The 14,272-nt window shown below is 42.4% G+C and carries 14 protein-coding genes and 1 rRNA gene; 14 read left to right on the top strand and 1 reads right to left on the bottom strand.

Annotation, left to right across the window (positions count from 1 at the left end; translation table 11 throughout):
- From rrf to VIM91_RS03215, 14 genes are all read left to right on the top strand, one after another.
- Window positions 1-100 (top strand): 5S ribosomal RNA (gene rrf / locus VIM91_RS03280); the annotation flags it as partial.
- Window positions 101-275: 175 nt separating this feature from the next.
- The gene (locus VIM91_RS03275; protein ID WP_331863393.1) at window positions 276-1,592 is read left to right on the top strand and encodes an ExeA family protein; all 1,317 of its coding nucleotides are present in this window, start codon (window positions 276-278) and stop codon (window positions 1,590-1,592) included.
- A 19-nt stretch (window positions 1,593-1,611) separates the two neighbouring features.
- Entirely contained in the window at window positions 1,612-3,345 is a 1,734-nt protein-coding gene (locus VIM91_RS03270; protein WP_331863392.1) for a type II and III secretion system protein, read from the top strand.
- Complete coding sequence (locus tag VIM91_RS03265) at window positions 3,342-4,889, top strand: hypothetical protein (protein ID WP_331863391.1); 1,548 nt, start codon at window positions 3,342-3,344, stop codon at window positions 4,887-4,889. The genes VIM91_RS03270 and VIM91_RS03265 overlap by 4 nt, the downstream gene beginning before the upstream one ends.
- A 2-nt stretch (window positions 4,890-4,891) precedes the next feature.
- Complete coding sequence (locus VIM91_RS03260) at window positions 4,892-6,577, top strand: GspE/PulE family protein (RefSeq protein WP_331863390.1); 1,686 nt, start codon at window positions 4,892-4,894, stop codon at window positions 6,575-6,577.
- Between the two features lie 8 nt (window positions 6,578-6,585).
- Entirely contained in the window at window positions 6,586-7,791 is a 1,206-nt protein-coding gene (locus VIM91_RS03255; RefSeq protein ID WP_331863389.1) for a type II secretion system F family protein, read from the top strand.
- Between the two features lie 10 nt (window positions 7,792-7,801).
- Entirely contained in the window at window positions 7,802-9,367 is a 1,566-nt protein-coding gene (locus tag VIM91_RS03250; RefSeq protein WP_331863388.1) for a hypothetical protein, read from the top strand.
- Window positions 9,364-10,023, top strand: coding sequence for a hypothetical protein (locus tag VIM91_RS03245; RefSeq protein WP_331863387.1), 660 nt, complete (start codon window positions 9,364-9,366; stop codon window positions 10,021-10,023). Before VIM91_RS03250 ends, VIM91_RS03245 begins: the two co-directional genes overlap by 4 nt.
- Window positions 10,024-10,025: 2 nt before the next feature.
- Complete coding sequence (locus VIM91_RS03240; protein ID WP_331863386.1) at window positions 10,026-10,514, top strand: hypothetical protein; 489 nt, start codon at window positions 10,026-10,028, stop codon at window positions 10,512-10,514.
- Between the two features lie 186 nt (window positions 10,515-10,700).
- Window positions 10,701-11,081, top strand: coding sequence for a hypothetical protein (locus VIM91_RS03235; protein ID WP_331863385.1), 381 nt, complete (start codon window positions 10,701-10,703; stop codon window positions 11,079-11,081).
- 96 nt (window positions 11,082-11,177) lie between these two features.
- Complete coding sequence (locus tag VIM91_RS03230; RefSeq protein ID WP_331863384.1) at window positions 11,178-12,005, top strand: ferritin-like domain-containing protein; 828 nt, start codon at window positions 11,178-11,180, stop codon at window positions 12,003-12,005.
- On the top strand, window positions 12,002-12,664 hold the full coding sequence (locus VIM91_RS03225) for a class I SAM-dependent methyltransferase (RefSeq protein ID WP_331863383.1): 663 nt from the start codon (window positions 12,002-12,004) through the stop codon (window positions 12,662-12,664). The genes VIM91_RS03230 and VIM91_RS03225 overlap by 4 nt, the downstream gene beginning before the upstream one ends.
- A gap of 2 nt (window positions 12,665-12,666) precedes the next feature.
- Window positions 12,667-13,563, top strand: coding sequence for an ROK family protein (locus VIM91_RS03220; protein ID WP_331863382.1), 897 nt, complete (start codon window positions 12,667-12,669; stop codon window positions 13,561-13,563).
- 9 nt (window positions 13,564-13,572) lie between these two features.
- Window positions 13,573-13,911 (top strand): thioredoxin family protein, encoded by a 339-nt coding sequence (locus VIM91_RS03215; protein ID WP_331863381.1) that lies wholly within the window; start codon window positions 13,573-13,575, stop codon window positions 13,909-13,911.
- 35 nt (window positions 13,912-13,946) lie between these two features.
- On the opposite strand, the gene VIM91_RS03210 is transcribed toward VIM91_RS03215, so the two are convergent.
- Entirely contained in the window at window positions 13,947-14,225 is a 279-nt protein-coding gene (locus tag VIM91_RS03210) for a cupin domain-containing protein (protein WP_331863380.1), read from the bottom strand.
- Between the last annotated feature and the right edge of the window lie 47 nt (window positions 14,226-14,272).

Here is a 14,272-nt window from a genome sequence, read left to right as displayed (position 1 = left end):
GAATGGAACCACCTGATCCCATCTCGAACTCAGAAGTGAAACGTTCCAGCGCCAATGGTAGTGTGGGGTTTCCCCATGCGAGAGTAGGTCATCGCCAAGCTCCATACATCAAACCCCTCAATAGAGGGGTTTTTTTTTGCCTAATCTTTTTCACTTCTGTAACCTAGCACTATCTTGTCGTTTATGTTTAGAGTTTTATGGCTTTTAAGTTATAACTTCTTTAAAATACAAAAAGAATAATTTGGATAAAAGAGATGTATAGGCCTTTTTTTGATTTGACTGATTTACCGTTTCGTTCGACGCCTGATTTAGATTACTTTTATAAGGATGCAGATCGTGAAGAATTGGTTTCTGCTATTTTATATTCATTAGATCGTGGTGATGGAATCATCAAGGTTATTGGTGAGGTAGGAAGTGGCAAAACAACGCTTTTAAGACGACTTAGTCAGACATTATCGGAAAATTATCAGATTGTTTATATTAATTCTCCTAACTTGTCCGCTCATGATATTTTGTTTTTTATTTGTCATGAATTCGGCATTTCTTTGTCTCCTCAAGAACCTAAGTTTTTTTTGATTTCAAAGCTCAGGGATTTTTTTATTCAACAGCATGCAATGGGGCGACAACCCTTGATTCTAGTTGATGAAGCTCAAGCCATGCCACTAGAAACCCTAGAGGAAATAAGATTGTTGCTCAACTTAGAAACCGATCAGCATAAACTGGTACAAATTGTATTATTTGGGCAACCAGAGCTGGATGTGATTCTGTCTAAACCTGAAATACGTCAATTCCAAAGTCGGATTTCACACTCTATTTATTTGCCAGCGTTTGGTGTTCAAGATGTCAAATCGTATTTAAATTTTCGCATGCGAAAAGCGGGATATCAGGGTAAAGATTTGTTTGATACACGGGTTGCTAAGTTTATTTCGAAACACTCTAAGGGTTTACCTAGAGATATTCACGTTTTAGCTGATCGTGCTTTATTGGCAGCCTATTCAGAGGGAACTAAAGTTATAAAACCGAGTCATATTGGTGTAGTCCCTTTCTTTCAAACAACTTTAATGAAATTGAGTTTGTTGGTTTTTGTCATTTTATTGATGGTGTGGGTGATTTTTAATTTTAATCCTGTGCAATTAAATGCATCGACGACCAATAATCCAAGTCAATCTGAGGATTTAAGAACAGATTTACCCACGAGTGAGTTTGAAAAGAAGCTTGAACCAAAAGGATTAGCTGATTGGTCGTTTGATGATTATAAAAAAGATATTAAATCGAGCATGGATTTTATTCAGTCAAACTCAGACATGCTTTACAGTATTCAACTTATGACATCTGATTTGGCAAGTTTACAGCCAACAATGGTAAAACTTGAATCTCAGGACTGGCTTGAGCCTGATCAATTATTCTATTCAATTAATCTTAAGCGTAGTCAGTTTACTGTGTACTATGGGTATTACACTGGTTACAGTAAAGCGATTAACTTTATTAATTCTTTGCCAAATTATATTTTGGCCGGCGATCCTTTTATCGTGTCAAAATTACAGGTATTGAGTTATTTATCTGATTCAATACAAACGAACATAACCAAATAATTAGCGTTTAGGGGTGAGTGTGAAAAACTTTCGAGTCGATTGGGTCATTCTGTTCAGTCTGTTGTTTGGTTTAGCTTCTTGTTCAAATCAGCCGATTGACCAAAATGAGACTAAATTATCTGAGTCGCCCGCTGAGACTGAATCCTCAGGACATTTAACGACTCAGCCCCGTCCCACAGTTAAGAGTACCAGTTCAGACGTTCCAAGTATTATCAGCGCCAGGGCTTATAATATCGCCCCTAAGCCAGAGGTTACGAAACCAGGCTATACCTTAACGGCATTTGATGCGCCAGTGCATGAAATTATTTACCGCCTGGCAGAAATGTCCGGGCATGAGGTTGATATTTGGCCAGGTGTGGATGGTAAGTTAACCATCAATGCGATTAACCAGCCTTTAAAATCGATCTTAAAAAGAATTTCGGACCAACTTAATTTGATTGTTACGCTGGATCAAACTTTGATTCAGGTTAAGGCTGATGAGCCTTACTGGAAACATTATCGAATTGATTATGTAAATATTAAACGTTCGAGCCGTGATTCTATTGTAATGAATATGACGGTGGGCGGATCGGTTAAGCCGACGGAGGGTGGTCAATCCACCGGTAGTCGTTCAAGTGTTGAAGTTGCTTCTGTGCATGATTTTTGGTCGACTTTACGTGCCAGTTTATTAAGCATGACTTATGACCCAACTACCAGGCCTGGTGGTTCTGTATCTGCCACGCCAGCAAATAACACGTTATCCATGGTTCAGAATGTCTCTGCTAGTAGCGAAGACACCTCTAACTCTTCTAACACTAGTCGTCCCACACACAATGTTGCGAGTAAAGTGGTCATTAATCCCGAAGCAGGACTGGTTTTAGTGTATGCCACCAACAAACGCCATCAAGCTGTTCAGCAGTATCTCGACTCAATTACACAGCGTTCGGAACGCCAGGTAATGATTGAAGCATCGGTGGTGGAAGTGGTGTTATCGGAAAATCATCAATCCGGTATTGATTGGTCAGCCAATGGTTTTAGAAACTTATCAAATCGAAGAGCTTTGATGGCACTTCCAGATGCGGAACCTATGGCTGATAATGTCTTCACCGCTACTTTAGGAAATGACATTGGTTTAGATTTAAATGCGGGTTTAAAAGCTTTAGAAGAGTATGGGGACGTTCAAGTGTTATCCAGTCCCAAGATTATGGCGGTGAATAATCAAACTGCTTTACTAAAGGTGGTTGATAACCAAGTTTATTTCACTATCGATGTGTCTCGATCTACTAGTACGGCGGGTACTGATGTCACTTATTCAACGAGTGTCCATACAGTGCCAGTGGGTTTTATGATGAGTATGACGCCGTTTGTAAGTGATCAGCGAGAGGTGTCGTTAAATATACGCCCGACCATTTCACGTATTATTGGTAGTGTGAATGATCCGAATCCAGATCTGATAGAAGTAGGGGCTGAAAGTTCGATTCCGATTGTTCAAGAGCGTGAAATGGAAACTGTGTTGAAACTGCGTGACAATCAAACCGCGGTTATTGGTGGTCTTATTGAGGATAGGCAGGATGATTTAGAATCTGGGTTACCTTGGTTGTCTCGCTTGCCTATCTTAGGCAAAAGCTTATTCGGTTATTCTCAGCGTAAAACCACCAAGACGGAACTGGTCATTTTTATTCGTCCTATTATTGTGGATCGTCCAGATATTGAGTCTGGTGATTTACAAGCCTTCCGCAGCCTGCTAGATAAACGCACAGGAGCGGCTGAATGAGTGTCTTGTTAGACGCATTGAAAAAAGCGGCCGCCGAAAAAAAAGCCAATCAAGCGAACAAGCCGCAAGTTGAAAAAAATGTTGAATTAAAGTCAGATAGCAAGTTGGCTGATATTGAATATCTAACGCCAAACAAACCGCAGGTGTCGGCTGAAAAACTAAACAAATTAAACTCTGAGATTAAGTCGCCAAGTAAAACACCTGCTGAATCTCAAAAATTAGCCAAACCTGCATCGTTAGCTAGGGCACAGCCAGATAGCTCGATTAGTGAGCCAAAATTTAAGCTAGCTGAGCCAGATACAGAAATGACGCCGTCTAAATTGATGGATGTGTTGTCTGAGACACAAGAGGTTAGCCAGACTCCTACTACTCCAAAAAATAGGCCTGTTGAATCTGAGGAGGCCAGTTCACAAGGTGCCGAAGAGTATAAGCTAGCTAATAAAAAAGCTGGATTAGAAACCTTGCTAAAACCAAGTAATACTTGGTCATCGCCTCAAAAAGTATCGCAAACGAAACCTGTAAAGACGTCTTTTTCACCTGCTTTAACTACAACCTTGAAACCGATTAAACCCTCACTATCGCGCAAACTTTACCTGCTTTTTTTGGGGCTTAGTGCATTTAGCGCTATCCTGATTTATTTCGCACTTTTTATTATTCAGGACTTAGAGCAGCACTATGATTTTCAAGTAGAACAGTTCAGTTCAAATATTCAGAAGCCGACACAGTCAGAGGAGCAAAATGATAGAGACCAAACGACAGAACCGATGGTTTCTGATGATGTGATCCAGCGTGTGGAGACAACTTCAAATCAGAAGCAAACAAAGCCGTCTGAAACACAGCTTAATGCTGAGAAAAATTCTGAACCCCAAGAAATACCAAACTCTTCAAATACGAAGGCACAGTCAGAGTCATCAGAAGTCACCAGGCCTGGTGCGGTTATAAAAGTTAAACGAGAGGCAAGGGTTAATGAAAATGAACTAGCCTATCAGGCTTATTTGGAATCAGACCTTGATAGAGCGGAGTATCATTATCGACGGGGCTTAGCAAACAATCCTGACAGCAAAAATAGCCAAATCGGTCTGGCTGCGGTGGCCGCTCAGCGACAAGATTATGAACAGGCAATGGCTTATTATCAACAAGTCCTAAAACAAAATTCGGAAGACCAAGATGCTTTGCAGGGCATTGCCTCGATTGCGACTGAACTGGAAAACCAGCAAGCCATGATGACAGAGTTGGTTAATTTAGCAAGGCGTTATCCTGACTTGGCTAGCTTACAATTTGCTTTGGGTAATCAATATGCACAGCGTCAAGACTGGTTTAAAGCACAACAACACTATTTTGACAGCGTACGTTTGGAGCAAAATAACCCGGATTATCGCTTAAATTTGGCGGTAAGTTTGGATCATCTAGGTCAGTTTCAGAATGCTTTGGAGCAATATAAACTCAGTTTAGCCTTAGCGGATAAGTACCCAACAGCGCAATTCAATAGTTCGGCTATTTATCAGCGTATTAACCTATTACAGACTTTTATGGAGCAGAATTAATCATGGCTCAACCCATGCGTTTAGGTGACAAGCTGATACATGAAGGTTATATCAATGCCGATCAGTTAAGAATAGCCTTAACAGAACAACGTCGTACGGGTAAAAAACTGGGTGAAATTTTTGTTTACCTTGGCTTTATGACCGAAGAACAATCGCGTGAAGCGGTAGGTGAGTCTACCGGTTACGACTCGATGAGTATTAAGGGAATTGTGCCTGACTTAAGTGCATTAGAGATGCTCACCGAAGCCTTTGCGCGTGCCAACCAAATTCTGCCGATTAGCTTGCGCGACGACCTGCTTAAATTGGCCATGAGTAATCCAGAAGATATATTGCTACTGGATAAAGTGCGCCGTAATTTAAAGCGCACCGATTTACGGTTGCAACCAGTATTAGTCGCCGAATCAGAAATTCAGTTCGCGATTGACCACTATTATGGCTATGAACTGTCTATTGATGGCATCTTAAATGAGCTGGAAACGGGACAAGTCGATATTCATGCCTTGTCCGAAACAGATGAATATTCACAGCCTATGGTGCGTTTAGTTGATAGCTTGCTCACCGATGCGGTTAAACGCGAGGCGTCAGACATTCACTTTGAGCCAGAAGAATATTACGTGCGCGTACGTTATCGAATCGATGGTGTGCTGCAAGAGGTTCGTTTGTTGCATAAATCACTTTGGTCAGGCCTGGTGGTGCGCTTAAAAGTCATTTCAAACTTGGATCTAACCGACCAGCGTCTACCGCAAGATGGTCATATGGATTTAGTTGTGATGGGGCGTCGCATTGACTTTAGGGTGTCTTCCTTGCCGGGCACACACGGTGAAAACTTTGTATTACGTATTCTTGATCGAGAAAAAGGCATTGTGCCCTTAGACAGCTTGGGGTTAGATCCAGACGCCTATCAAGAAGTAAAACTTATGATGAGCCGGCCGAATGGTATTTTCTTGGTTACGGGGCCAACTGGTTCCGGTAAAACGACAACCTTGTATTCGATTCTAAATGAAGTCAACGATGTAGGTGTTAACATCATGACACTCGAAGACCCAGTCGAATATCCAATGTCATTAATTCGGCAGACCGCGGTTAATGACGATATAGGTTTAACTTTTGCACGTGGTATTCGTGCCTTACTTCGCCAAGATCCCGATATTATTTTGATTGGTGAAATTCGCGATGCAGAAACGGCTGAAATGGCGTTTCGTGCGGCGATGACCGGCCACCAAGTTTTTGCTACACTGCATACCAACTCAGCCCTAGGAACGATTCCACGTTTGCTCGATATCGGCGTACCATCAACGGTATTAGCCGGTAACATTATCGGTATTGTCGCACAACGTTTAGCGCGCAAACTCTGTCCTCATTGCAAAAAACCTTATCAGCCAGATGCGTTTGAAGCTCAGTTGGTCGGGCTGGAAGAAAATGAGAATGCGGTGTTATACAAAGCCGTGGGCTGTGAAGCCTGCAATGGCATTGGTTACAAAGGACGACTGGCCATATTAGAAACTTTGCGTTTTACCAACGAAATTGACGATTTATTGTTAGATGAGGCCCCTACACACGTATTGCTCAAACAGGCTAAAAAGCAAGGGTTTCGTACGCTATCGGAAAGTGCGGTGAGCTGGGTGCGTCGTGGAGATACCACCTTGGATGAAATCAGTCGTGTGGTTAACTTAACTGAGTTGGTATAAGGCTGAGTATGCAAATCTATCAGTTTTCGGGTATTAATCGTTTTGGTGAAAGGGTTCGTGGCCAAATAGAGGGTAAGAACCAGGCCGAAGTGGAACAAAAATTACAAGCCTCCAAAATCGACATTTTGAGTCTTAAACCTAAAGGTCGAGGTTTAAAACTGTTTAGACGTGCAAACATTTCACGCAAAGAAATCATTGCTATTACCTTCCAATTTGAGCAACTTTTACGTGCAGGTGTGCCCTTAATGGAAATCATTGCGGATTTAAGAGATTCGTTTGATAACCATGCTGTTAAAGAGATGCTGAATTTTATTTATCAATCTATGGAAGGTGGTGAAACCTTTTCAGACTCATTGCAAAGTTATCGGGATGTGTTTGGTGATGTTTATATTTCTTTAGTGTCAGTGGGCGAACAAACTGGGCAGTTAGAGGTCATATTGGCTGACTTGGCAAATATGTTGAAGTGGGAAGATGAGTTACTTGCCAAAGCTAAGAAAGTCATGATTTACCCAGCGATTGTGAGTTTAGTTGTGCTGAGTGTTGTGGTGCTCATGATGGTGTTTGTAGTGCCGGAACTATTAGGTTTTATCGGTCAAATGGGTGGGGATTTAAGTGTCTCAACCCAAGCGTTAATTGCTACCTCCAGTTTTATTCAAAATAACATTTTATTATTGATTTTGGCGCCGTTTATCTTGGTGTTTATATTCAAAGCTTGGTTGAAACGTTCTCAGTTGTTTCGAGTTCAATTTGATAAAGCTAAATTTAAAATTAAGATTATTGGCCCCGTGCTGTATAAGTTGAAAATTGCACGATTGGCGAATTCACTGGCGGTTATGTACAGTGCCGGCATGAGTTTTACCGAAAGCATGCTACTGGCGGCAAAGGTCGTGGATAACACCTACATGGAAAAAAATGTACTCATGGCGATTCGCCTGATTAAAGAAGGCGAACCTATTCATCAAGCTTTTGAGTCGGCAAATGTGTTTCCGCCGCTTGGGGTGCGTATGGTAAAAGTAGGCGAGCGGAGCGGGAAGATGGATGAGTCATTAAAAAATGTGAGTTATTTTTATGACCGTGAAGCCAAAGAGAGTATTGAAAAGATAGAGCCGGCCATTGAGCCTTTATTAACGATCATCATGGCCGTCATTGTCGGTTGGGTGATGATGGCCGTGCTCGGGCCTGTTTACGACACCATTACACAGGTTCAATTTTAAGGTCAAACTTATGCGTTATGTGCTTTATGCGATGGATCATCATTTAGAAGTCTTTCAGTTGCGAGGGCGTAATATCATTGGTCACCAATCGCTGAAGTGGCCAGAGGTAGAAACCTTTGTCGAGAAGATATCGCCTCGAGCGCAAATCAGTGTGGTTTTAGATGTCATTGATGAAGATCTACAAGTGGAATTTGTGCCAAAACTTTTACCCTGGGAAAAATGGGCATTACAAACTCGGCTAGTGAATAAGTTACGTCAAAAAGGAGCCAGCACCCAACGCTTTATTTGGACAGGTCAAACTCAAACTAACGAAGATAATCGGAAAGAAGAGATGCTGTTAAGCGTTGCACTTTATCCTTCTAGTGCGGTTTCAAAGCTGATGGATCAATTAAGTGATTCGCATGTTATATGGACAAGTTTGCATTCTTCTGCCTTTTTACTCAAGCGCCTATTGCGCTCTTACATGAAGGATCAACTTAAGTTAACCGCTAAACAAACCAAAGCCCCGATTTTGTTAGTGGCAAGAATGTCAGAGCGCCATTATCGACAATGTTTTTTTCTTAATGGTCAGTTGCGTTTGACTCGGGTTGTTGAGCTCAAGTCCGGCCAAGATACCGATACGGATGTCGCTAAAATTGAATTTTTAGCGCAAGAGTCAAAACTGGCCACACGTTTTATCTACAGTCAAAAAGTGCTGCCTCAAGGCGCGGCTTTCAACTACATTATTGTGGATCATGTTGATGAAACCTTGTGTGATCAATATTGGTCAATATTTGAGCGTTTAGGGGTGGTGTCGCCAAACTGGGATAAAGATCAACAATTTTTCGATGTGGTTAATTTAGTCAACCGCGTCAGTATGCCATCCGACGACTTATGTTATGGTAATGCGGTCCTCGCGCAGTCTGTGCAAATGGGATGGCTGTCCTCTTTCTTCAGCCATCCAGCCATTCAAAAGGTTAACCGGTTTCGTTATGCCGGTTTCACGCTGAAACTTCTGGCTGCTTTAATTGTGATTTTGATGGGCTTTTTGACGGTCAAGTCGAGTTTAGAAAACCGCTTTCTCGATCGACAACAGGCTTTGTTTCATCAAGTGGAACAAGCGTTGCAAATTCAAAAAAAGCACTTAATTCAAGAGTTCGATGGCCAAGTGAAGTCGCAACATATGCAAGCGATAGTTGAGTTTTCTGATCAATTAAAAAATATATCGACAACTCAACCCTATGGCTTAGATTTGCTAGCATTAGCAGACTTATTTAGTCGTCATAGCAAAATTAAAATTGAACAGCTTCGTTGGTTTCCCGAGAATCAATTTGACGATAACGAGTATAAAGTAACTGTGCGAGGCTTAGTGCATCCATTTGATGGGCGGTATAAACCTATAACTGAGGCCTTAAATAATTTCGCCAAAGACCTAGCGCAACAGTCTAATATTAGCCAAGTCGTGTTTTTACTAAAACCTTTTACGGAAGATCAATCACAACAACTGAGTGTTCAGACAGGGCGAGAGGTTAAGGCCTTACCGTTTAGTTTGGAATGGGTGATGCACCTAGACCCTTCGCTGAAGGAAAAACCATGATTAAGTTTGATTTGGGTTTTAGTCATCGCTACTTTCAGCGTTTAATTCTTTGGCCATTATCAAGTTTAATCTTGGCTTTGGTTTTAAGCTGGATCATCTATGCTCAACTACTCAGTCCCATTGGCCAGCAAGCAGAGCAGGTAGAAAATCGGGGGCAAAGGGTTACCCAGTTGGTGCTTCAAGTTGATCAGTTAAAACAGGAACGAGTGATTCAACAAAAATACGCACAAGACTATGAACGACTTAAACAACAAGGTTTTATGCAACCCGTTGATCGCGTTATTTGGACGGATCAATTAAACCAAGTAAGCCAGGCCTGGTTGTTGAGTGGTTTGAGTATTCAATTTGAAGCCGAAAAGCGTCTAAGTCCTGCGGATGTAAAACAACTTCCGATCTCTCAAACTATTTTTTATCGAACAAAATTAAACCTTAATTTACGACTACAAACCGATGCGGACTACATAAAATTAGTGGATTGGCTACATCACAATGTGAGTCCATTCTTTGTGATTGAGCATTGCGATCTTCAGCTTCAACGAAGTGGTGTCGAACTGGCGATGGCGCTCAAGCCAGAACAAGGAAATATTATGATGCGTTGTGGATTGCAATTATTGCGCGCTGAACCCGCTGTTTTTGATCCGAAGGCATGGCGTTGAGTATGATGGCAAATAGACAAAAAAATGGATCGATCTTGAAAAGTAATCCGTTTAAACGCGTTAACTGCTTATTCTTACTGCTAGCAAGTCTGCTGAGCTCGCAGGCGATTCAAGCCGAGATGCCGCGGTTGTTAATGACACCGGATCAACGTCAAATAATTGAAGCCGAACGTCAAACTTATTTAACGCAACCGCCTGAGCAAAAAACCGAAAACACATCAACAAAAAGCGAATCACCAGGCCTGGTGACAGAAGTTAAAACCTTATTCGTCAGTGCGATTTTAGTCTATCAAGGTCATAAGCGAGCTCAAATTAATGGTGACATCTATAAGGAGTCTGAGTTAAAACACGGGATTCAGCTGCACCGTATCGAAGACCAAACGGTTACCCTTAGTGTTAATGGCCAATGGGGACGCGCTAAAATAGGCGTGTTATATCCTTTAAAAGATTGGCCAAAGCCCCCGCAAAGCAAAATCATCACCGAACCTTAAGCGCAGGTGGTGGTTAATTAAAATCCCACTGATGGGGTCGCTAGTGGAGCGAGCATGCCAGTGAAGTGAGAGATAAAATCTTCTTATAAGCGTTTGGTTATATTCTATTAAAATCGGCTTGCAATTTGTTGGGAAACACGTCAGAATTACCAACGCTAGAGAGGCAAAACCTATTTGGAGTATTCAATGAAACAATTAACTCTTAAAGCTTTGTTTCTGTCAGGTGTTGCGGCATTCTCAATGAATGTTCATGCTTCTTCTGTCTATGATCAGTGTGTTGACGATGCACAAAAGCTAATTGCAGCGGGTATCGAAGGTGGTAACACAGCGGCACGTGAAGTGCAGCAGTCTACTACTGTTGATCAGTGTAAAGCGGCATTAACTGAGATCGAAGCTAAGTATGAAGGCCAGTTTAAATTTGAAAAAGACGGTAAGGAGTACGTACGTGCCCCTTATTCAGTCATGACGGCTGAAGATCGTGAAATGTGGGCAACCCTTTTCAATGCGATCGACACCAAAAATTTCATGGGCGTTCGTTACCTGATGGCTGTTTACTATCGTCAATAAAATCCCTTCTATTGACAATAGGTGATGCTATCTCGAAAAGCCGGTTTAATAACCGGCTTTTTTTATGCCAAAAATAAACGAAAATTTGGATGTGTTGTGGCGACAAAAAACTTATTTACCCAAGTGTATGAGTGTTTAACTTGCTCCGAACTGAACCATAAAATGCATTTGTTAGATGGTTTGTTAGCGGATTGGACGGAGCAGCGCTTTAATTTTGAGCCATTAGAAGAGGTCAAACGCATCGCGGACCCTGGACGTCCAATCAAGCCTGATCTGGTAGCACCTAAGAACTTATTACGACGTCGAATAGGTTCGCCGGAAGGTCATGCGGCTTTAATGCATGCGATTGCTCATATCGAATTTAATGCTATTAACTTAGCCTTGGATGCGGTTTATCGATTCCAGGATATGCCACGTGATTTTTATGCCGATTGGTTAGGCGTTGCAGGAGAGGAAGCCTATCATTTTCAAATGATCCGAGAGCATTTGTTTAACTTAGGTTATGAATATGGTGACCTTGCAGCTCATAATGGATTGTGGTTAACCACTTACGAGACCGATCATGATGTGTTGGTTCGAATGGCGATGGTGCCTCGTACGCTGGAAGCGCGGGGCTTGGATGTGACGCCTGATATGATTAAACGTTTGCGGGCGATTGGTGATCATCGCGGTGTAGAAATCCTAAAGATTTTATTGCGTGATGAAATTGGCCATGTTGCGGTCGGCACGCGTTGGTATCGCTATTTGTGTGAGCAGCGGGGCTTGAATCCGTTTGAAACCTTCGAGTCTATTTTAACCACCTATTTTCATGGTGATATTCGGGGGCCTTTCAATTATGAGGCACGCCAGCAGGCCGGATTTTCAGAACAAGAGATTGCTTGGTTAAAATCCATGGAAGCGCAAACTTTCGAGAGTCACACATGACTGACAAAGGCCTAATACGTCTTTCAGAAACGCAGCGCATGCGTATTCAATTGCGCCATAAAGCGTCAATTGAACGTTTTGGTTATCAACCTCAAGCCTTGTTTTGGACAGATGCCGACGTGCAAAAACAACGTTTTGACGTGTTGGCGAGCTTGATCCCTCATCTCGAAAAACCTAATCACCAGGCCTGGTCAGTTTTGGATGTAGGGTGTGGTTTTGCCGATTTTTATACCTATTTAGATTTAGCCGGTTATCGCATCCATTACACCGGGTTGGATATTTCGCCTGACATGATATACAGCGCGCGCTGTTTGCATCCAGCAATACAATTGTATGAAGGTGAGTTAGTGGACCAGTCATTTGAAAATAATTCATACGATTTTGTATTTTTATCTGGTGCATTAAATGAAGTCGTCGATGAAACGGGGGCTTATGCCAAATCGGTTATACAAGACCTTTATCGAATCGCTCGTTTAGGCGTTGGGTTTAATTTGTTAAATAAACACAATCCCTGGATTCAATCTAGACCGGATTTGCAAAGCTTTTATCCTGCGTCCATAGTGGCTTTTTGTGAGCGTTTTGCTTATAGAGTTGACTGGCGATCGGATTATTTACCTAACGATTTTAGTGTGTTTTTAAGCAAAAAAGTGGAAGTGTAATCATGCGATTTGGGATTGATTTAGGCGGCACTAAAATTGAAATTGTAGCGTTAGATAACCAAAATCATATTTGTCTGCGTGAGCGCGTTTTAACCCCGAAAGGGAATTATGCCGGTACCTTGGATGCAATTGTCAGTTTGGTGCTAGAGGCCGAACATAAACTTGGTCAAACGGCAAGCGTTGGAATTGGCATTCCGGGTGCGGTTTCAGCCAAAACTGGGCGCGTCAAAAACGCCAATTCAACGTGGTTGATTGGTCAAGATTTGCAAGGTGACTTACAAAACCGGCTAAAACGCGAAGTGCGAATTGCCAATGATGCCAATTGTTTTACTCTTTCAGAAGCCTCACAGGGTTCGGCGCAAAATGCGCAAAGTGTTTTTGGTGTCATCATTGGCACAGGCTGTGGAGGTGGGCTGGTGGTCAATGGGCAGATATTAGTGGGTGCGAATGCCATAGCGGGTGAGTGGGGACACAACCCTCTGCCGTGGCGAAGCGATCAGGATCGACCGATTGATTGCTATTGCGGCCAACAAGATTGCATTGAAACCTTTTTATCAGGAAGCGGCCTAGCTCAACGTTACGCACTTGAAATGGGTGAAGAATGCTCGGCACAGCAGGTTGTAAACTTAATGCGCCAAGGTTATCAACCTGCTGTTCAGATGATGGCACGTTATTATAATTGGATGGCGAAAGGTTTAGCCTCGGTGATTAATGTGTTTGATCCTGACGTGATCGTGTTAGGCGGCGGGTTAAGTCAGGTTGAAGAACTATATACCGAGGTGCCCAAACGCTGGTCTCAGTGGGTATTTAGTGATCAAGTCGTAACCGAGTTAAAACCGCCCATGCATGGTGATTCCAGTGGCGTGATTGGCGCGGCTTGGTTGTGGGGCAAGGGTTAGGAGAAAAGTATGAAAACATTGACCGAATTAAATGAACTAGACCAATTGATTGCTGAGCAACCAGGCCTGGTAGTCTTGTTTGGCGGCGAGCATTGCGGTGTTTGTCAGGTGATTAAACCTAAGCTTGAAATGATGTTAAGCGAACGTTATCCGTTGTTGCAGATGGTATATATTGATTGTCAGCAAAGTCAAAGTTTGTGCGCCCAAAAGTCGGTATTTAGCTTGCCGGTAGTGCAGGTGTATTTTGACCGCCAGCGTTTTATTGAAAAGGCTCGCAGTTTTAGCCTAGCCGCCTTGTTGGATGAAATTGAACGTCCGTATGCGTTGCTGTTTAATACAGCCGAATAAGTGAAACCACCAGGCCTGCAGGTTGGTCGTGTGCATTAATAAAACTGATAATGTTTTCGTACGGTTTGTTTGATTTGCCACTGACAGCTTAAACTAGCCGGAAAGGTCACTAAGTTACCGGCTTTGATTACTACAGGCTCCCCTTGTTCTGGGGTGATGAGAACTTCGCCTTCAAGTAGGTAGCAGACCTCAGTAGTGTCGTAATACCAATCAAACTCTGAGGGCGCTTTCTGCCAAGTTGGCCAGTGTTGAACATCCAGCCGATCAAGTTCGGTTTGATTGGGTTTGGTTTGAATCATAATAGAAAGCATCATGGTTTCCTTGGGTTTTGCTTAGCTTGGCCGTTATTCTAGCAAAGACT

The organism is Thiomicrospira sp., assembly GCF_036568485.1.
Lineage (GTDB): Bacteria > Pseudomonadota > Gammaproteobacteria > Thiomicrospirales > Thiomicrospiraceae > Thiomicrospira.
Note: the sequence above shows the minus strand (reverse complement) of the source record. Positions and strands in the feature narration are given on the sequence as shown.

What these genes read in the sequence shown, in the direction of transcription:
- VIM91_RS03210 (WP_331863380.1), bottom strand. Translation starts at nt 14,225, where the DNA reads ATGATGCTTTCTATTATGATTCAAACCAAACCCAATCAAACCGAACTT.
- VIM91_RS03235 (WP_331863385.1), top strand. Translation starts at nt 10,701, where the DNA reads ATGAAACAATTAACTCTTAAAGCTTTGTTTCTGTCAGGTGTTGCGGCA.
- VIM91_RS03225 (WP_331863383.1), top strand. Translation starts at nt 12,002, where the DNA reads ATGACTGACAAAGGCCTAATACGTCTTTCAGAAACGCAGCGCATGCGT.
- VIM91_RS03215 (WP_331863381.1), top strand. Translation starts at nt 13,573, where the DNA reads ATGAAAACATTGACCGAATTAAATGAACTAGACCAATTGATTGCTGAG.
- VIM91_RS03220 (WP_331863382.1), top strand. Translation starts at nt 12,667, where the DNA reads ATGCGATTTGGGATTGATTTAGGCGGCACTAAAATTGAAATTGTAGCG.
- VIM91_RS03240 (WP_331863386.1), top strand. Translation starts at nt 10,026, where the DNA reads ATGATGGCAAATAGACAAAAAAATGGATCGATCTTGAAAAGTAATCCG.
- VIM91_RS03245 (WP_331863387.1), top strand. Translation starts at nt 9,364, where the DNA reads ATGATTAAGTTTGATTTGGGTTTTAGTCATCGCTACTTTCAGCGTTTA.
- VIM91_RS03260 (WP_331863390.1), top strand. Translation starts at nt 4,892, where the DNA reads ATGGCTCAACCCATGCGTTTAGGTGACAAGCTGATACATGAAGGTTAT.
- VIM91_RS03265 (WP_331863391.1), top strand. Translation starts at nt 3,342, where the DNA reads ATGAGTGTCTTGTTAGACGCATTGAAAAAAGCGGCCGCCGAAAAAAAA.
- VIM91_RS03255 (WP_331863389.1), top strand. Translation starts at nt 6,586, where the DNA reads ATGCAAATCTATCAGTTTTCGGGTATTAATCGTTTTGGTGAAAGGGTT.
- VIM91_RS03250 (WP_331863388.1), top strand. Translation starts at nt 7,802, where the DNA reads ATGCGTTATGTGCTTTATGCGATGGATCATCATTTAGAAGTCTTTCAG.